Origin of the sequence: Hyalangium versicolor, from assembly GCF_020103695.1 — a bacterium.
GTDB classification, from domain to species: Bacteria; Myxococcota; Myxococcia; order Myxococcales; family Myxococcaceae; genus Hyalangium; species Hyalangium versicolor.
Genome location: NZ_JAHXBF010000043.1, coordinates 1 through 17,802 on the forward strand (window position 1 = coordinate 1; position 17,802 = coordinate 17,802).

At 65.4% G+C, this 17,802-nt stretch carries 16 protein-coding genes; 11 read left to right on the forward strand and 5 right to left on the reverse strand.

Features of this window, described 5'->3' with window-relative positions:
* The first annotated feature begins 122 nt into the window (after nt 1-122).
* The 8 genes from KY501_RS48825 to KY501_RS48860 all read left to right on the forward strand — a co-directional run bounded on the left by KY501_RS48825 (nt 123) and on the right by KY501_RS48860 (nt 8,396).
* Nucleotides 123-287, forward strand: a complete 165-nt coding sequence (locus KY501_RS48825; protein ID WP_309243061.1) for a DUF2381 family protein — start codon at nt 123-125, stop codon at nt 285-287.
* Between the two features lie 12 nt (nt 288-299).
* A complete protein-coding gene (locus KY501_RS48830) occupies nt 300-2,120 on the forward strand; it encodes a serine/threonine protein kinase (RefSeq protein ID WP_224372284.1) in 1,821 nt (606 codons plus the stop codon).
* 100 nt (nt 2,121-2,220) lie between these two features.
* Nucleotides 2,221-2,817 (forward strand): pentapeptide repeat-containing protein, encoded by a 597-nt coding sequence (locus tag KY501_RS48835; protein ID WP_224372286.1) that lies wholly within the window; start codon nt 2,221-2,223, stop codon nt 2,815-2,817.
* A gap of 875 nt (nt 2,818-3,692) precedes the next feature.
* Nucleotides 3,693-4,346 (forward strand): hypothetical protein, encoded by a 654-nt coding sequence (locus tag KY501_RS48840; protein ID WP_224372288.1) that lies wholly within the window; start codon nt 3,693-3,695, stop codon nt 4,344-4,346.
* Nucleotides 4,347-4,442: 96 nt separating this feature from the next.
* Nucleotides 4,443-5,759 (forward strand): LbetaH domain-containing protein, encoded by a 1,317-nt coding sequence (locus tag KY501_RS48845; RefSeq protein WP_224372289.1) that lies wholly within the window; start codon nt 4,443-4,445, stop codon nt 5,757-5,759.
* A 129-nt stretch (nt 5,760-5,888) separates the two neighbouring features.
* Entirely contained in the window at nt 5,889-6,272 is a 384-nt protein-coding gene (locus KY501_RS48850) for a hypothetical protein (RefSeq protein WP_224372290.1), read from the forward strand.
* Nucleotides 6,273-6,723: 451 nt separating this feature from the next.
* Nucleotides 6,724-7,641, forward strand: a complete 918-nt coding sequence (locus KY501_RS48855) for a DUF6310 domain-containing protein (protein WP_224372291.1) — start codon at nt 6,724-6,726, stop codon at nt 7,639-7,641.
* Nucleotides 7,638-8,396, forward strand: coding sequence for a DUF5953 family protein (locus KY501_RS48860; protein WP_224372292.1), 759 nt, complete (start codon nt 7,638-7,640; stop codon nt 8,394-8,396). The genes KY501_RS48855 and KY501_RS48860 overlap by 4 nt, the downstream gene beginning before the upstream one ends.
* A 93-nt stretch (nt 8,397-8,489) precedes the next feature.
* On the opposite strand, the gene tnpC is transcribed toward KY501_RS48860, so the two are convergent.
* Complete coding sequence (gene tnpC / locus KY501_RS48865; RefSeq protein ID WP_224372293.1) at nt 8,490-9,773, reverse strand: IS66 family transposase; 1,284 nt, start codon at nt 9,771-9,773, stop codon at nt 8,490-8,492.
* A gap of 81 nt (nt 9,774-9,854) precedes the next feature.
* Nucleotides 9,855-10,901 (reverse strand): SDR family oxidoreductase, encoded by a 1,047-nt coding sequence (locus tag KY501_RS48870; protein WP_224372294.1) that lies wholly within the window; start codon nt 10,899-10,901, stop codon nt 9,855-9,857.
* A 76-nt stretch (nt 10,902-10,977) separates the two neighbouring features.
* Here KY501_RS48870 and KY501_RS48875 point away from each other — a divergent pair, with 76 nt between their 5' ends.
* Entirely contained in the window at nt 10,978-11,949 is a 972-nt protein-coding gene (locus tag KY501_RS48875; protein WP_224372295.1) for an AraC family transcriptional regulator, read from the forward strand.
* On the opposite strand, the gene KY501_RS48880 is transcribed toward KY501_RS48875, so the two are convergent.
* Nucleotides 11,923-12,858 (reverse strand): AraC family transcriptional regulator, encoded by a 936-nt coding sequence (locus KY501_RS48880; RefSeq protein ID WP_224372297.1) that lies wholly within the window; start codon nt 12,856-12,858, stop codon nt 11,923-11,925. The genes KY501_RS48875 and KY501_RS48880 overlap by 27 nt on opposite strands.
* Before the next feature lie 201 nt (nt 12,859-13,059).
* Here KY501_RS48880 and KY501_RS48885 point away from each other — a divergent pair, with 201 nt between their 5' ends.
* On the forward strand, nt 13,060-14,049 hold the full coding sequence (locus tag KY501_RS48885; RefSeq protein WP_224372298.1) for an aldo/keto reductase: 990 nt from the start codon (nt 13,060-13,062) through the stop codon (nt 14,047-14,049).
* Nucleotides 14,050-14,115: 66 nt separating this feature from the next.
* On the opposite strand, the gene KY501_RS48890 is transcribed toward KY501_RS48885, so the two are convergent.
* Nucleotides 14,116-15,627 (reverse strand): choice-of-anchor A family protein, encoded by a 1,512-nt coding sequence (locus tag KY501_RS48890; protein ID WP_224372300.1) that lies wholly within the window; start codon nt 15,625-15,627, stop codon nt 14,116-14,118.
* 139 nt (nt 15,628-15,766) lie between these two features.
* Nucleotides 15,767-16,801: a pyridoxamine 5'-phosphate oxidase family protein gene (locus KY501_RS48895; RefSeq protein ID WP_224372302.1), complete on the reverse strand. Its 1,035-nt coding sequence runs from the start codon at nt 16,799-16,801 to the stop codon at nt 15,767-15,769.
* 119 nt (nt 16,802-16,920) lie between these two features.
* On the opposite strand from KY501_RS48895, the gene KY501_RS48900 reads away from it, so the two are divergent.
* Nucleotides 16,921-17,769 carry an AraC family transcriptional regulator gene (locus tag KY501_RS48900; protein WP_224372303.1) on the forward strand — a complete coding sequence of 283 codons (849 nt, stop codon included), beginning with the start codon at nt 16,921-16,923 and terminating at the stop codon, nt 17,767-17,769.
* Nucleotides 17,770-17,802 lie beyond the last annotated feature (33 nt).

Consider the following 17,802-nt stretch of genomic DNA (forward strand, 5'->3'; position numbering starts at 1 on the left):
TAGGCGTCGACGTCAGCCGCGAGCAGATGGCCGCCCTTCACCTTGAGCGCTCCAACTTCCATGGTGAGTGGAATTACACCCTCCGGCCAAACTGAAACTTTATTTCTGCGCGGCTCCTAAAGGTGCTCTCGGTGCGAATGAAACCGGAACACCTGGCGCCTGGAGAGGCAGGGCAACTGGTGATTGAGGCCGTGATGCCCCCGTTGGCTCGGGGAAACCACTTTGGCCTGGAACTCACGGATGCCAGCGGCCAACGGCTCCTCTCCTTGGAGTTCACCGTCAATTAGGAGGAGACGCACATGACGCAACAAGCCTTTCACCCCGACCACCTCAAGCCGGGGGATAACGTCGGCCCCTGGCTGATTGTCCAGTCGTTGGGCAGTGGCAGCTTCGGCCATGCCTTCAAGGCGGAGCTGGACGGGGAGTTCTTCACCCTGAAGATAGCGGTGCGCCCTGCCCCTGAGCTCTCCGAGGACACTCCCGAGAAGGCCCGGGAGGAGGGCCAGGTGGATGGACGCATGCGCCACGAGGGCGCCGTGCTGCTGGCCAACGCCACCCAGCAGGGACTGCCTCAACTGCGCGCCGTGGGCAGGTGGCCCCACCCCAAGAAGGGCTACCTCTACATCGTCACCGACCACGTGCCCGGCCAGCCCTTCCATGATTGGCGGGAGCGCACCCGGCCCCCCCTCGCCCAGCTCGTGGACATCTTCATCGCCGTGGTGCGCGTGCTGGCCGGGCTGCACGGCCGCGGCATCTTCATCCGCGACTTCAAGAGCGAGCATGTCATCGTTCCAGAGGACCACAGGCCGGTGCTGGTGGACCTGGGCAGCGCGTGGCTGCCGGGGGGCTCCTTCCTCACCGTGGGCCTGGCCCCGGGCACACCTCACGCACTACCACCGGAGTGCATCGCCTTCCTGCGTGAGGGCTCCCGAAAGGAAGGCACCCGCTTCAATGCCGCGGAGGCGGGAGACCTCTACCAGGTGGGCGTCTTCATGTTCGAGGCGCTCACGAACTGCTGGCCCTTCGATCCACGCATGACACAGGAGGAACTGTTCACGGCCATTCAGAACATCGTCCCCCGCGCTCCCCACTGGCTCAACCCCAACGTCCCTGAGTCGCTCAGCCGCATCACCCTGCGGCTGCTGGAGAAGCACCCCGAGGACCGCTACGAGAGTGCCGAGGTGCTGCTGCAGGCGCTATGGGACGCCAACAAGGAGCGCGCCTCCAAGGCCTGGAAGGCCCCGCTCGAGTTCCCTCCTGGGGCCCCCGCGCCCGCGACCCAGGACGAACTCGAGGAGCGCCGCCTCCACCAGCAGGAGACGGAGCGCCGGGCCCAGGAGGCCCGCAAGCAGAAGGCAGAGGAGCTCTCCCTGAGAGAGCAGTTGGAGCAGTTCTCCAGCGCCGTCCAGCAGATGGAGACGGAGCTGCGCGACCTGGATGAGAAAGCTGCTCTCCGCACGGAGAGATGGCGGAGAATCGGCCTGGGCCTGGGGCTGTTGCTGCTAAGCCTGGGCCTCTTCGCCGCCGGGTGGGAGTGGTTTGCTCCCGGCTCGACTTCCTCCGCTTTCGAGAAAGGACGTTCACTCGTGTCCACCCTCCGCAACTCCTGGCCTGTCAGGACGGCTGCCGCCTGGCTGTGCACCACCTTCGGCGTCGGCTGCGCCGCACCCCAACTGCGGCCCATCCCCGAGGATTGCCCACCCGAAGCCCTTCGGAGCATGGAGGAGATGAACTTCTTCAAAACCGAGTATGGCAACTACCTTGGCCGCGTCGACGCTGACATCGACATCAACCAGCCCTTCGTTGCCGGCGGCCACGAGACCGGCACCTACCACGAAGGGAAGATTGTCGGCCGGGTGAGACCCAGCTTTAACCCCAACAAAGCTGTGCCCGCAGGGACCCTCCTGTACGGGCACCTGTGGACGGAAGGCCTCACGATCGACGGTCGAGACGCCATCTACGGCCGCTATACCGAAGTTCTCTTGCCGGATGGCCGCCGCTTCCCGGTGTGCTACGTCATGGGGACTGACGGGTACATCACCAAGGAACCGAATTCCAAGCCCGGTGCAGCGATCCTGGAACGGACGCTGCCCATCCAGCCCGTGCGCCGCTGGCCATAGCAAGGACCTCTTGGAGCGTGCCTGCCGAGTGCTCGGGCCGCGCGATCAAAGGCGCTCCGCCCGACAATGCCGCCTCTTCTGAAAAGGTGGCCACGGCATCATGCTCAAGTTCCGCGACCGCGAAATAGCGAACGAGCAACTCGTCCTGGATAGCAGGACCGAGCTCTATTACCTGGGGCCCTCGCTGACGCTGAGGAACTGCACCCTCATCGTGAAGGTCCCTGCGAAAGCATTGGAACTGACCCGGACGCGCTTGATCGACTGCACCATTGAGGTGGCGCGGGTGCTGAAGAGTTTCAGTTGGGATGACGCCCATTTGACAGGGTGTTGTTTCAAGGGGCGCTACGTCGGCAACGACTTTGGAAATTGGCGAGGCACGTCCGAAGCAAGCATTGTGGATTGCGACTTCACCGCCGCCCACCTGGACATGACGCGCTTCCTGAGTTGTGACGCCCGGACGCTCCGCTTTCCCAGGTGGCCCTGCTTCACCATTTTCGACCCTGCGCAAAGAGCCGCTGAGCTGGCTGCTCTGCCCTGGCCCGGGAAGAAGGGGCCCATCCTCGCGGAAGGATTTGTGGAAGATCCACCTTCAACAGCGGCTGTGACGTTTGCAGCCACAGATCTCGCGAAATGGAGCGGCACCACCCCGGAAGCCATCAAGGCTGTGCTCGAGAAACTGGACGGCGTGTACTACTGACGCTGCATGGCACGAGGCATGCCCATGTGCCCACTTCTGAGGCCGTCAGAAGTTCTCACGCACCCGATCTCTCGGGGACCCCACCCCACGCGCCACTTCTGACGCCGTCAGAAGTCGCTCCGCCTGCCTCCGCGAGCCATTCGAATGGAGGGCATGTAACCCGTTTGCACGCATGCGCGTACTGACCTCCGATTCCACCTCCACCCCCACCGCCGGAGCCCCCCATGGCACTTGGACCGATCTGGAAGAGGCAGCCTCCCCCGCCGCCGCCCCCACCGCCCCCGCGTCGCCTCCCCCCGCCCCCGCGACCGCCTGCCAAGACCGCCGCCTTGGCGCCGGCGCGTCCTCCCCCGCCAGGGCGCGTGGGCGTCCCGACCGTCAAGGCGGTCGGCGTGACGAGCGGGGTGAAGTTCTCCGCCTCCGCCCGAGTTGCTGCCAGAACCGTCGCCTCGGCGCCGGTGCGTCCTCTCCCGCCAGCGCGAGCGAGCGCCCCGACCACCAAAGCGGTCGGCGTGACGACCGGGGTGACGACAACCTCCGGTTCCGCGAAAGTGCGCGAATACACCCCGACCACCTCACCGGTCAGAGGCGTCGGTGATTCCTTCACGGCGAGCACGAAGGGCTGGGGCACCCTGACGGGCAAGCTGGGACTTGCGCCCAATCTCAGCAAGCTCCCTCAGCACGTGGTGTCCGCGAATCTGGAGGCGACCCACGGTCCCCTGAAGGCTCAGTTCGATGCCTGGCGGGCAGATGTGGAAAAGAGGGTCGGGAAAACCTTCTCTGATCTCGACGTGCATCCCAGGAACTACACCGTAAACGGGAACCTGGCCCGTTACCAAAACAAGATCGTTCACCTCTTCGTTCCGGAGAAGGGAGTGCGCCTGGACAGAGCCGACGGCTCACGCACCATTACCGGGCAGGAGGTAGACGGAGGCAGGGCGGTCGAACCCGGCGGCCCGGGCGTCGAGACCGTCGACGGCAAGCAGAAGATCACGACCCGGACGGGCTCGGGTCCCAACCTGCCGACGCCTCCCGACAACATCAGGACGGGGCTGGAGCGTGGGGGGGCGGCGTTGAACGGCGCGGGGTTTGCCTTCTCGGCGTTCAACGCGCTCACGAATGCGCCTCGCCAGGTGGGCGACACCTTCGAGAGTCTGAAGCGGGGTGACGTCGCTGGCGCGCTGGACAGCGGCAGCCAGGTCGCGAAGCACGGGGCGAACCTCGTGGCAACGGGCGGTCAGCTCCTCGAGGACGCCGGCAAGTTCGCGCCCAAGGTGGTGGCACCCGCCCTCGCCAAGACCGCGGGACGCTTCGTGCCGGGAGCCAACGTGGCCATCGCCGCGCTCGACACCGCGCAGGCCGTCAAGACCTGGTCCGATCCCAAGGCCAGCACCGGGAAGAAGGTGGGCGACACCATCACCGCCGCAGGCTCCATCATCGCGGCGATACCTGTCCCCGGGGCCAACTTCGTGGGCGGCGCGATCGCCACGGCCTCCAGCCTCCTGACAGGCTGGCTCTTCCCCTCTTAGGGGCGCGCCCGTGCTCCCGAAGCAGGACACTTCGAGGAGGCGCTGACTCAGCACTCACTTGAATCCGCTCACCAGAGGTGAACGAATCAGCTCCCTATGAGCCGCGAACCCGACTCCAGGGAGAAGTCGCTCGAAGAGAGCCTTGCACGCGTGCATGGCGCGCTCGCACGCACGAACACGGCCGCTCCGGCGAAGGGCCGCGCGCCCGCCGAGCCAGACAAGAGCTCGGTGACTGGCGCGATCGGCTCGGGAGCGCTCGCCACGGCACTCGTGGTGCTCGCGGTCATCACCGGGCAGTGGTGGCTCATCCTGCCGGCCCTCGTATTCTTCATCGGAGCGGGCCTTCTCCTCGTGAAGCGCTTCAGCAAGGAGTTCAGCGCCTGCGAGCGCGGTGTGACGTGGCGGGAAGGGAATCAGGGGCCCCACATCGGCATGGGCGCCACTGTCGCGTCGGACGCAGTGCTCGAGCCGGGCGCTATCGTCGAAATGGGCGCGACGGTGGGATCGGGGGCGAGGATCCGGGAAGGCGCCATCGTGCGCATGGGCGCGACCGTGATGGATAACGCCGTCATCGAGCCTCGAGCCATCGTGTCCTGGGGCGCGACCGTGCACAAGGGAGCGGTCGTCGGCAGTGATGCCTCGGTCGGTGCAGGCGCGGACATCGAGGCAGGGGCGCACGTTCCTCCGCACATGTCTCTCATGCCAGGCTCCACGTTCCGAGCATCCGCGGGGCAGGCCCCGGCGCTCACGACGACTCCCGCGAAGCCCGCGAGGACCGAGGAGCCGGTCGACCCCCGCCTGCCCCGCATCGACACGATCTGTGATCGCCTCGAGGCCGAGCTGAGCCAGTCTCCTGAGAGTGTTCGCGCGTTCCTGGGCACCAGCTCCGAGACGATCGCGGCGCTGCGGCGCACCTGCCACGATCTCTTGAAGCGCGAGCGGGCCTTGCGCGAGGAGTCCTCGAGCGAGGCACTCGCCCGGCTCGATTCCGAGAAGGCCGTGCTGGAGTCACGCATCGCCGCCGCCCGCGACGAGCCTGTACGCCGCTCACTCCAGGGAGCCGTGACGGCCATCGAGGAGCAGAAGCGCCAGCGCGAGCTCTTCCAGCGCAACGCGGATCGGCTCGATGCCGAGTTCACCCGGCTCGCGTGGACGCTCGAGGGCATGGTCGCCCAGATGGTGCGCCTGCGCAGCGCAGCCCCGCAGCCTGGCGCCGCCGCCGACCCCGAGCTCGAAAAGAGCCTCCTTCAGCTCCACAGCGAGATCGACGCGATCGCCGAGGCGCTCGAGCACGTCTCCTCCGGTGCGGAGGAGCCCCTCGCGGCACAGCTCCCCCGCATCGACGAGTCGGTGTCCAGCGCCTCCGATGAGGAGCGGTCGCGCACGGATCGTTCTCGTCAGCGCGGCCGGTGAAGGAGAAGCGCGGGCGGAGCGGGGATGGCCCGCGCAGGCTCAGAGCGTTGCTGCCGAAGCTATGTAAGAGTTCGCCGTCCCCCGTCTGGACAGAGCGAGGGGCCCGCCCATCCGCTATGTTGGGCGCCCATGGCACAGAAGAAGGTGAAGACGGGAGTGCAACTGGGCAAGGCCGCGCAGCGAGAGGCACTTGACGAGATGGAGGCATGGTGGGACGCCGAGGTTGGAGAGTTCCCAGCGGACCTGGACAGCACATTGGGGCTCTTTCTTAAAAGCCTCCCCGTCGAAATTGTATGGGACGCGTTGCGACGGGCAGCTCAAGACGACGCATTGCAAGACTCTGAGGACGTGCTGGAGCGCGTAAAGCAGAACATGGCCCAGGTCCGAGCCCCGCCTCTGCAAAAGGTGACCGATCCAGCAGAGTTCGGGCTGAAGGTGCAGATCGAAAGACTCCTGGAATGGTGCTCTGCAAGGAGCGCGAGCCAAGAAGGGCTCTCCAGAAGAAGTGCTTGAGTCGGCGCGGAAAGACTTGAGGGTCTATAGGCGAATGCGCAGAAGGCGTAAGAGTTCGCCGTCCCCGTTGTGACAGAGCGTCCAAGGTATCCACCTGTCGGGAGAACCCAACGGAGCGGGCGAACTCGGCTCAGCGTGGGGAGGGGGCACGGCGAACAGATACGACGCGGCGACGATGGCTGCCGTCCTGGCGCGCGCCACCGGGCCGAGCTGGCGCTGTCCACCGCGCGCGCACCACGGGGCCGAGCTGAACGCGGCGACGATGGCTGCCACCCTGGAGCGCGCCACCTGCCCGAGCTGGAGCTGTCCGACGTGCGCGCCACTGGCCAGAGCTGGCGCTGTCGGACGCGCGCTCCTCCATCGGCTCTCGCTGTTGGGGCGTGCTGATATGCTCCAGCGGAGAACCGCAGCCGTGACCCGCAGCACCTCGCTTGATTGAAAGAACGTGGCCATGCGTGCGCGAACTTGCAGCGCCCCCCTGATCCTGATCCTGCTCTCGGCCTGCGCCACGATGGATCCGAGCCCGGGAGAGTTGGAGGACCCGCGTCCCCCGAGTCCGAGATTCGCCAACCTTCAGCGGGCGGCGCAGTACCCGTGGACGGATGATGGGAAATGCGTGGTGCGGGAAGCCTCCAACGAGTGGCCGATCCTTGCGGAGCGGTGCTTTCATGCTCTCGACCGCGACAGGGTCAGGTTTCGGGATGTCACCAAAAGATGCGCTGTCGCCTCGGTGGATGCAGCCGCTCCCGCAGTCGTGGCCCTCTGTATTTTCGCGGCACCCGAGATCGTCGTCGGTGCAGTGATTGTTATCAGCGCGGTGGTGGTAGCCGCCGCCATCCAGGAGGGGATTGATGCTTATCAACGGAACGCGTCCCGCGAGCGCGCGAAGCCCAAGGCTCAAACGCAGCCCGCTCAGGAACCGTTAGCGAAGCGAACGCCCAAGCCAAAGGGATCACCCACCGGAGACATCTTTCCCCCACCGCCAGAAACCACGCCGCGCCGTCCGTCGTGCGAGCCCATCCCGGTGCGGCACGCGGGCGGAGATGTCCCGCATAACGAGTGCGCCGATAAGTTTCCGCCCAACCTCTACCCCGGCATGGACGTATTCGTGGGCGGTGAGCGCTTCGATGCGCTGCAAGTCGGCGTGCGCGTGCTGTGGGAGATCAAGACCCACCGATTTGACACCTACCCTGACTTTATCCGGAGGCGGGAGCTTGAGAAGGAGGTGGAGCAATTGACCAAGGAACTTGCCGCTGCGCGGGCCTGTGGCTACGACTTCGTCGTTGGGGTGAGCACGCAAGCGCACAAAGACGCGCTGATCGCCCGGATTCCCACCCTCCATGTCGTTGTCACGGGGTGCACACGATGACCATGCCTAGAGTCCTCGTTTTCATCGTCTACGCGCCTGCGCTCGTGGGCAAAGACGGCCGCGCGCTCGATGTCATCCAAGGGATGGAAAAGGCCCTTCCCGGTTTGCGCCTAGCATGGAGGATCTCCGAGAGCGGGCGCCCCATCGCCTTGCCGCAGCGCGACGCGTGGCTCATAGAAAGGATTAAGGACGGGAGAATCCCTCTTCTGTGCAACGGGGACGAGAGTTACCCCGTGACGGTTTCGGGGAGACAGAGCCCAGCACTCCTCAGCCCGGGCGGTCAGCCGCAACTCGACGTTTATGCGGAGTTGCCGCTAGACGAGGCCGTTATCTCGGCAGCGGTGGCTTTGCTTGAGGCCGTGGCGGAGGGGGCGCGCGCGTTCTGGGGGCATGCGTCCCGGTATAGTTACGGCTCGGAAGTCGGGGAGCAGTTTCGCCGCTCCGCTGATGGACCGGAGCGCTCACCCCGTGGGCTTCCCATGCTCAATCTTCCAGAAAAACTCCCCGCGCCTGAGATTCCCTGTTTCCTCGGGTGGTTGAACTATTGGTCGGCTGCTGCCGCGCAGGCCATCGGGTTCCCGGATCCTGCTCGCGACGCCGAACTGCTCACGCGGGCGCGGCGCACGCCGTCGGGCGGATGGGTTGTGAAGCTCACGGATGCGCCGCTCGATTATGACAACCCGGCCCACCTGGACGCGCTCAATCGGGCCTACGAGCGCTTCCCGAAGATCGGCGGGCGCGACTCTCCACGCTGAAGGAGGCTGCCGCGCGTCTCCTGGTAACACTTCGCCGTGCCCCATCTCGACACGGCGATCGAGTTCTGCCGTGTGGAGAGCTGGGAGGTGCCGTCAGTCCTGGCTCTTGGGGAGCGTAACGGTCCCTGGATTGTCGATAGCGGCGAGCGCAGCACGGCGCAGGTAGTGCCCTGGGTCCTCCCCCCGGAGACGTGCCGTCTCGATGAGCGAGTAGAAGAGAGCAGCCACCTGGGTGCCGCGCTGAGCGAAGAATTTCCTGCGCACATGGGCCCAGCAAAAGGCGAGGGTGGCGGCAGCAGGCCCATCGGCCCCGGACTTGGTGGCCGTCTGGTAGGCCGCATACCCATCTACCAGGACGATGCCTGAGTAGGAGCCCAGCACCGTCTTGGCCGTCGCGCCGGAGCGGCTGGGCAGAATGCGGTGGAACACCGTGTCGGGCGAGGCCACCGTCCACGCGTACCACTGGGTGCCAGGGCCCTTGTCCAGCAGCAGCCAGTGCGTCTCATCCGCGTGGATGAGCGGCGAGGTAAACACCTCGGCCAGCAGGGCTTCGTAGGACTTCTGCAGGTGGCGAGCCAGTGCGTCCAGCTGGTCCCACAGCGTCTGCGCCTCCACCACCAGCCCTTCTCGCTCATAGAGCCGCTGCTGACGGGCCAGCGGCAGGTGGAAGCCGTACTTCATGAGGGCCACGTGGACGGCGAACTCCAGCGAGTAGCGGCCTCCAGCTATCAGCCGCGGCGGCGCGGGGGCCGTCACCGGCGCGCAGCCCTGGGCGCAGCAGTACTTCTGCCGACGCACCTTGCGCAGCACGAAGCTGCGCTCGACGACGGTGATTTCTTCGCAGTCCTCCGTCTGCCCCGGCCACGCATGCAGGCTGCCGCCGCACAGGCCACATACCTGGTCGGCCTCGTCCAGCGGCAGTAGCACCTCTTGCACCTTCAACTCGGGCTGTGCCGTGGGCCCGTGGCCCCGCTGCGGCTGGGAGCGCTCAGGCTTGGGCGGCCTCGGACCGCGCTTCTCGCTGGAGGCGCCGAACAGGCGCTTCTGCATCAGGGCCACCTGCTCCTTGAGTTGCTCGAGCTCCAGTTGCAGCCGCGCCTGGCCATCCTCGCCCTTGAGCTGAGCATTCTTCTCGCCAGGCTTCTTCCGCGACCCTCCCACCGCCCGGCCCTTGCGCCACTCGTACAGCGTTGGCGACGACACCCCCAGCCTCTGCGCCGCCTGCACCACCGTCCCTCCGTTTTGCAGCAGGTGCTCCGCGTAGCGCACCGCGAAGTCCCTCAGCGTCTCGGGGAACGGCAGCGATCCCCCTTGCCTGCCAGCCTTCAGTCGCTGCGCTTCCTGCCGGAACTGCTCCAACTCCTTCTCCATCTCCATAGGCTTCCTCCTGGCTGCGAGCAGGAGGTCTCACACCGGGCTGGGGCCCGTCACGACGGGGCACGGCGAACTCTTACGAAGCTATGCGCCGCTTCCTGAACCTTGGAGTAGCCCAAGCCGAATCAGGCTCTCGGCGGTCGCAACGATGGCTTCCTCTCTCGACCTGGGTGCCCAGCCAAGCAACCGTCTGGCCTTCTCGCTCGTGGCGTTCATGTTCACGCCAAGCAGCGGCACGATCCCTTTCAATGCTGGGTTTCCAAGGGCCATGAGGCGCACCAGCCAGTTGGGCAATACCCGTGTTGGCACCTGGCTCGCGGCCGTTCCCATACGCAGCCGCAGCACCTTCGCGACATCGGCCATCCACATGCTCTCGCCGGTAATCGCGAGAAAGCGTTCGCCCTTGGCCGCGGGATAAGTCATGGCGCGCAGGTGCAGATCCGCCACGTCGCGCACATCGACAAAGCCAGAATTGACCTTCGGGCATCCCGGCTGACCGTCCATCAGATTCTTGATCAACCGGATGGAATGCGAGTAGTCGGCGCCGAGCGCGGGACCAAGAACGGCTACCGGGTTCACAGCGGACAGCTCGAGCCCGCGCCCTTCGCTGCCAATGAAGTCCCAGGCTGCTCGTTCAGAGAGGGTCTTGGATTTTTGATAGGATGCGACGTTGCCTGTCAGATCGCTCCAATCCGTTTCATCGAACGGCCGCCGGTAGCTCGGCTTGTGTCCAACGCCGATCGCCCCGAAAGCTGAAGTCAACACCACGCGCTTGATCCCGGCATCCCGCGCGGCACGCAGGACTCGCAGGTTTCCATCGACGGCGGGCTTGATCCAGTCCTCCTCGCGGGCATGATCGCCCGAGGGCGTTGGCGAGGCGCCGTGCAGCACATAGGTGCATCCAGCGACGGCCTCCGCCCACCCTCTGTCATCGCCCAGATCGGCGGTGACGAACGACAGGCGATCGCCCGGTTCGGCCCCGCCGACCTTGAGGTTCCCACGCACCTCTGCTTCTCGCCCCAGCGCGCGAACCGTGGTCCGTACGCGATACCCGGCACTCAACAAAGCCAGAATGCAATGCTGCGCAATGAACCCGGTCCCGCCAGTGACGAGGACCCATTCGTCATTCATGCTGATCTCCTGAATTGCCCGCTCATTTGAATATGGCCCTACACCCGGATTGTAAATGCTTGGGAGTACGCATTACTTGCGCGATAATCCGGGGATGAGCGCAGACCCCTTCTCGGACATCCTTCAATTCACGAATGCCGAATCCCTTGTGACGGGGGGGTTCACGGCCGGAGGCTCATGGGCCATCCGCTTTCCGGCGCCGGATAAGATCAAATTCTTTGCCGTCGTGAAGGGCCATTGCTGGGTCAGCATCAAGGGTGTGACGGACCCGATTCGCTTCGAAACGGGAGACGTCGGTCTCTTGGCGGCGCAACGGTCTTTCGTCCTGGCCAGCCATCCGCGTGTCGCTCCTGTCGACGCAATGAGCATCTTTTCCGGCGCCGGCAAGAAGACAGCGATTCTGGGTGACGGCCGTGACTTCGCTCATATCGGCGGCCATGTCCTGCTCGACGCGGTGAGCGGGCGGCTGCTGGCGGATGTCTTGCCGCCGTGGATTCATGTACCGGCGGCATCACCGCACGCGACAACCTTCCGGTGGCTTCTCGACCAGCTTGTCGCGGAGCGCGCCTCCGATCAGCCAGGCTCACAGCTTGCGTCAGCGCAACTCGCCCAGCTTCTCTTCATCCAGATTCTGCGAGCACATTTGAAGACGGCAGATCTCATGCCAGCCGGATGGCTGCGGGCGTTGGGCGACCCGCGCATCGCTCCGGCGTTGCGCTTGATGCATGGGGATCCGGCTCGCGCCTGGCATCTCGAGGAACTCGCCAGGGCATGCGCCATGTCTCGAACGACCTTCGCCTTCCACTTCCGTAAGGTCGCAGGCGTCCCACCACTGACCTATCTCACGGAATGGCGCATGCGCCTTGCCGAGCGTGCGTTGCGAGAGGAGACTGCTCCTGTCGCCCTTGTCGGCAGGTCGCTCGGCTATACCTCCGAGAGCGCCTTCAGCAATGCCTTCAAACGCGTGACCGGCCACTCGCCCAGGACATTCCGAAGAACTACGCAAGCCTCAGGTAACGGTTTACTCCGCCCCACTGCGGATCCTTGATACGTCTCGAAGTGGCGGCGCGCCAAACTGCCTTCGGTACTCGCGCGAGAACTGCGAGGGATCGTTATAGCCGACGCGGAAGCCCGCCGTCGCGGCGTCGAGGTGCTCCTCGAGCATCAGCCGCCTCGCCTCCTGGAGGCGAAGCGTCTTCTGGTACTGCAGCGGACTCATCCCCGTCACCGCGCGGAAGTGAAGATGCAGGCCTGACGAGCTCATCCCGACCACCTTGCAAAGGTGTTGGATGCGCAGCGGCTGATCGAAGTTCTTGCGAATCCATGCGATCGCCCTCACAACTCGATGGGCGCGACCGCCAACAGTGGCGATGTGTTGGAGGCGCGCGGCATGGCCCTCCACGACAAGCCTGTACACGATCTCTTGCAGCACGAGCGGTGCGAGCACCGGAGCGTGCTCGGGCGTATCGGCGAGGCGCACGAGGCGCAACACGGCATCCAGCAGCGGCAGCTCCAAGGCTCGGATGTCGAGCGCCTTTGCAGGAGCCGCACCTGTCGCCGACGGAGGCTTTACATTCGCGAGGACGGAGCCAATCAGGGCAGGAGAGAGCGGGATCCGCACGCAGAGGAACGGCGCGGTCTGTGACGCTTCCACGACGCGACCGGTCACCGGAAGAGCGACCGCGTTGAGGAGGTAGGCCGTCTCGCCGTAGGCGAGTTCCTCGCCGCCGACCACCACGCGCTTCTTCCCCTGCGCGACCACGACGAGCGCCGGCTCGTACAGCACGTGCAGCGGTCCTATCGGCTTCGACGTGCGTGCGAGCTCCATCGAAGGGAGAGGCGAACCCCCTCCATCTTCGGGAACGTGGCGCGCGATGATGGCCGCGAGCTCGCGGCGGGCGTCAGCCAGGCCGGAACTCGGGGCGCGGGTCGCAGATTGAGTCCGTTGGAGAATCATTCAAGACTCCTCAAGGATCGTTCTATGCGGTGCCCCATGGACGATGCAAGCAGGGGGATTGCAGAGCACCTCATCAACCAAGGCGATTGGAGGATCATCCAAGACTCTTCGAGGATCGTTCTACCTGCCGGACCTTCCGAGACATAGCGTGGAGTCAGCTCTTTCAACGCTGTCATCGCGAGAAGTCAGGTGAGGTTCGCCATGCAAAAGAGAAGGCTCGGCAAGAATGGTCCTGAAGTATCGGCTCTCGGTCTTGGAACCATGGGGATGACCATGGCCTACGGCGCGGCCAACAACGACGAGAGCATCGCCACGATCCGCCGCGCTTATGAGCTCGGCATCACGCATTTCGACACAGCAGAGCTCTACGGCCAGGGCACCGGCACCAACGAACGCCTCCTGGGCACAGCAATCAAAGGCTTCCGCGACAAGATTGTCATCGCGACCAAGTTCGGGTTCGACCTCCCGAACATGACTGCCACGCACGCTGCGCTCGACAGTCGACCGGAGCGCATTCGCCTCGTCGTCGAAAACAGCCTTCGGTACCTGCAGACGGACTACATCGACGTTCTCTACCAGCATCGCGTCGACCCCGCAGTCCCGATCGAGGACGTCGCCGGAACGGTGAAGGACCTCATCTCCGCTGGCAAGGTGCGCTTTTTCGGAATGTGCGAGGCGGGACCTGCCACGCTCCGGCGCGCACACGCGGTGCAACCTGTCTCGGTCCTGCAGACCGAATACTCACTCTTCGAGCGTGCGGTCGAGCGCGATGTGCTTCCCGTGACTCGAGAGCTTGGGATCGGCTTCGTACCGTACTCTCCGCTGGGTCGAGGATTCCTGACGTCGGCGGTCAAACCCGCCGCCGAATACGAGGAAGCGGACATGCGGCGCTGGGACAACCGCTGGCAGGAAGCCCACTATCAAGCGAATCTCGCGACCGTGGAACAGCTTCGACAGCTCGCAGGCTCGAATGGCTTGACGGTCGCGCAGCTTGCTCTCGCCTGGCTCCTGACTCAGAGAGACGACATCGCACCGATTTTCGGGACCAAGAACCGCTCACGACTCGAGGAGAACGTCGGCGCGGCGAAGGCCCCTCTCTCTGCGTCCACGCTCGCTCGGGTGGAGGAGATCCTCCCAAACGGAGGTTCCGGCTCGCGCTATCCGCCGGCGCACATGCCCTCCTGGACGTAACGTGGCAACCGCTGAGAGTCAGAGACGCCGAAAATCATGCATGGAAAAAGGGAGAACGCTTTCCAGTCACTGACACGGGGCGCGGTTGTTCAGGGTGTTGAGGTGGCCCTCTGCGGTGCCCGTCAGCGACACGGCGTAGATGCCGCCGTCCCAGTTCCCATTGTTGAAGGTCACACTGGCGTTGGGGGCCAGAATCGTCCCCCAGATGCCGATGCTGCTCGCGTTCAACGTCGTGGCTTCCGGGAGGTTGTAGAGGATGCCGTGCTGGTCGATGCCGCCCCCCATGGTGATGCCGAAGTTGGAGAGCGTGACCGAGGTGCCGCGGATGTTGACCAGCACCATGGAGCCGGCGGGCGCGTTGAAGGCCAACTGGTTGATGCCGACGAAGGCGCTCGCCTGGACCTCGAAGACGTTCACCTTCGGGTTCGTCCCGGTCAGCCCGAGCACCACGTAGCCCGTCGAGCGCGTCGCCGTGGCGGTGGGCGTCATCCCCGCCAGCGAGGTGCTCAGGCTGCGCAGTTGGGTGAACCGCGTGGAGAAGTTGAGGGGCGTCCCCTTCGACAAGGTGCCGCGCTGGAACGTGACGGTCGAGTCCCCGCTGTACGTGCCTCCGTAGAACGCCTGGCCCCAGACGGTGCCCCGGGCGAGGGACAGGTTGCCGCCCGCCACCAGGACCTGGGATGCGTCGCTGGCGGGCAGCCCCGAGCCCACCGAGAAGTCCGTCAAGGTGATGTTGCCGCCCGCCGCCACCTTGCCCTTCACGTCCCGGCCTCCGCTGTAGTTCTGGAGCAGGTAGAGCGTGCGGTCCCCCAGCTGGATGTCGACGCTCATCACCGTCACCTTGCGCGAGGCCGTCACGACATGCCCCGCGCCGTCCTTCACCTGGTAGGAGATGGTGTAGGAACCCGTGACGCCCGTGTTGAGGTTGCTCGTAACGACGACGCGCGAGTTCAGGTTGCCATCGCACTGGTCCATGGCCGTGACGCCGGGATCCATGAACTGCGTGCCGCACATCGCTTGCCAGGTGGCCGGTCCATTGACGGTGAGACTGGGCGCCAGGGTGTCGCGGATGTTCACCGTGCGGCGCACGGAGGCCGGGCTCTGGCCCGCCGGATCCGTCACGCCGTAGGTGAGCGGGTAGGTGCCCGGAACGTTCAGGTTCAACGCCCCCGAGCGCGTGACCCGCGCCGAGACATCGCCGAAGCACTGGTCCGTGGCGATGGCGCCCGGGTCGGTGAACGTGGTGCCGCACTCCAGGCTCACCGTGGTCGCACCCGTGAGCGTGAGCGTGGGCGGCAACGAGTCCACCATCGTCACCGTGCGCGCCGAAGACGCGGTGGCGATGTGTCCCGCCGAGTCCTTCACGCTGTAAGTGATGGTGAAGCCACCAACCGCGACCGCGCCTGCGGCGGGCTCGGGCTCACCTTGTGGTGCCGGGGAGCTCTCGAGCTTCGGAAGGTTCGTGTGCAGGAGTGGCTCGGGAGCATCAGGCTGCACCTCCCCGGGCTCCTCACGACAAGCCGTCTCGGTGATGACAACCACCAACAGGAGCGCACGGCCCATGTATCGAAGTTTCATGTAGCAGGCCCTCGGTCAAAAGGACACTCGCAGCCCCCCGGGGACCGCTCTGCGATGAAACTCGTGAAACACCACCAATTCTCATTTTACCAGGAGTGAAGAAAAAGTCATCAAGTTTGGGAAGGAGCCCCGTGCGGGGCTAATAGAGATTGTCCTTGTAATCTTTCTCCAAGCCCTTCTCGAGCAGGCCTGAGACACCGGGAACGGACAGCGCAACGCTCGCCAATCTCGCTCCCAAGCCTTTTTCCTTGTTGAGCTTGACGTGCTCGATGAAGAGCCTGGCCACATGAATGCCATGCGTGGGTGGCTTGGCTGGCCAGAGGTTGGCTCGGGCCAGCGCTGGGCTCTCATGGATTTGAATGGCGGCCTCGTCGATGGCGGTGACCAACGCCGGGACCTTGCCCTGAACAGCGAACCGCGACCGCACCGCCTCGTCGGTGGTGATGCGTGCGGTGCCCGACACAGATGCGACATACGCCGAGCCGGGGATCAGCAGCGCGGCCGCGACGCGCGGCTGCGCGAGGATGTTGCGGAAGCTGTCGATGCGGCGGTTACCCGGACGATCCGCGAACCAGACCCTGTGGTCGTCCAGACGCACCATCGTCCCAGCCGGATCGCCTTTGGGGCTGAGATCCGCGTGCCCCTGCGCGTCGATCGTCGCCAGCGCCATGAAGCGGGCGGCATCGATGAATGCGGATGGATCCGACGGCACCCTCCCATGGGGCTGGGCCTCCCAGAACTCGGAGCGAATCAACGCCTTGGCGCAGTGGCCGTAGCATTCGTGGACAGTGATGTGGATCTCGCCTGGATCCTGGGCGGAGACGGTGCCGTTCACGCGCAGGGTTTCGCCCGTTCCGGGCAAGAGGAACAATGCGCCGAAGCCCTGCCCCACTTGCGCGAGCGACGGCTCGTCGAGCATCGCCACCGGCAGCCGCAACGTCTGTGCATCCCCGCTGGCGAAACCCGGCGGGCCCCCTCCGAGCGTCACACCAAGGGTGGTCCCCCTCGCGAAGCCGGCGAACATCAGTGGCGAGGCGGCGATCCAACGAAGCGCGCCCGCATCCAGGTGATTGATCACCTTGAGTTGAATCGCCGGCGGCACCTTGCCGATGATGGCCTCCAGTTCGTCGACCGTCTCGATCGAGCCGCCTCTTGCCGCGTGCGCTGCATCCATTGCCGTCTCCTGTACGAGGCGTGACGCTAGGCCGACGGGCGATTGAGGGCATCGCGCAATTCTGCCAAAATATTCGGAAATCCTGCCAACGCCGCGCCGGAGAGAGCGCGACCTCCGCCATGCCGATCCTCGATTCTCTGGAGGTTGAGAACGATCCGGACCAGGTCCCCCGGCCGGTCGTTGCCTTCGGCATGATACTGGAGGCGCCGGGCATCGAACTCGGCCCTCATCGGCATCGCAAGGCGCAGCTGCTGTTCACCTTGCGCGGCGTCCTGACCTGCGAGGTGGAGAGCGGCCTGTGGCTGGTGCCGCCGAACTGCGCGATCTGGATTCCCGGCGGCGCACAGCACGCGCTCAAGGCCTCAGGAACGTTCGAGGGCTATAACGCCTTCGTCGATCCTGCGGTCGACATCGAGCTGCCGGGCACCTGTTGCACCGCCGCCGTGGCGCCGTTGCTACGCGAGCTGCTGATTCGCGCGGCCAGCCTGCCGGTGGATTATCCCGAGGGCGGCCGGGAATCGCATCTCGTCACGCTGCTGCTCGAAGAGGTCGCAGCCGCTCCCGTCGAACGGCTGCACCTGCCGATGCCCGCGAACGAGCGGCTGCGCCGGATCATCGAAATGATGATCGCCAATCCCGCTGCTCGGGGGACGATGGCGAGCTGGGCGCGACGCGCGGGGCTGAGCGAGCGCAGCCTGGCCCGCATCCTGACGCGCGAAACCGGCATGAGCTTCGGGCGGTGGCGCCAGCAACTGGCGATCCTGCTCGCGCTGCAATGGATGGCCAAGGGCGCTTCCGTGCAGCAGGTGGCACTGGACCTGGGCTACGAAAGCGCCGGCAGCTTCGTCACGATGTTCCGCAAGGCGCTCGGAACCACGCCAGGCCGCTATATGAGCACGCGCACAAGAAGGACAGGGGCCGTGTTGAAGGGCCCGGGCAAGAGCAGGGAGGCAGCGGAGGACAGCTGACGCGTGCCGGAGGGCCCAGCGCGCAGTCGGTGC

Excerpts from the sequence above, each read along its gene's own strand:
- KY501_RS48890 (WP_224372300.1), bottom strand. The coding sequence starts at position 15,627 with ATGAAACTTCGATACATGGGCCGTGCGCTCCTGTTGGTGGTTGTCATC.
- KY501_RS48845 (WP_224372289.1), top strand. The coding sequence starts at position 4,443 with ATGAGCCGCGAACCCGACTCCAGGGAGAAGTCGCTCGAAGAGAGCCTT.
- KY501_RS48860 (WP_224372292.1), top strand. The coding sequence starts at position 7,638 with ATGACCATGCCTAGAGTCCTCGTTTTCATCGTCTACGCGCCTGCGCTC.
- KY501_RS48880 (WP_224372297.1), bottom strand. The coding sequence starts at position 12,858 with ATGATTCTCCAACGGACTCAATCTGCGACCCGCGCCCCGAGTTCCGGC.
- KY501_RS48850 (WP_224372290.1), top strand. The coding sequence starts at position 5,889 with ATGGCACAGAAGAAGGTGAAGACGGGAGTGCAACTGGGCAAGGCCGCG.
- KY501_RS48870 (WP_224372294.1), bottom strand. The coding sequence starts at position 10,901 with ATGAATGACGAATGGGTCCTCGTCACTGGCGGGACCGGGTTCATTGCG.
- KY501_RS48885 (WP_224372298.1), top strand. The coding sequence starts at position 13,060 with ATGCAAAAGAGAAGGCTCGGCAAGAATGGTCCTGAAGTATCGGCTCTC.
- KY501_RS48900 (WP_224372303.1), top strand. The coding sequence starts at position 16,921 with ATGCCGATCCTCGATTCTCTGGAGGTTGAGAACGATCCGGACCAGGTC.
- KY501_RS48855 (WP_224372291.1), top strand. The coding sequence starts at position 6,724 with ATGCGTGCGCGAACTTGCAGCGCCCCCCTGATCCTGATCCTGCTCTCG.
- tnpC (WP_224372293.1), bottom strand. The coding sequence starts at position 9,773 with ATGGAGATGGAGAAGGAGTTGGAGCAGTTCCGGCAGGAAGCGCAGCGA.
- KY501_RS48895 (WP_224372302.1), bottom strand. The coding sequence starts at position 16,801 with ATGGATGCAGCGCACGCGGCAAGAGGCGGCTCGATCGAGACGGTCGAC.
- KY501_RS48835 (WP_224372286.1), top strand. The coding sequence starts at position 2,221 with ATGCTCAAGTTCCGCGACCGCGAAATAGCGAACGAGCAACTCGTCCTG.
- KY501_RS48830 (WP_224372284.1), top strand. The coding sequence starts at position 300 with ATGACGCAACAAGCCTTTCACCCCGACCACCTCAAGCCGGGGGATAAC.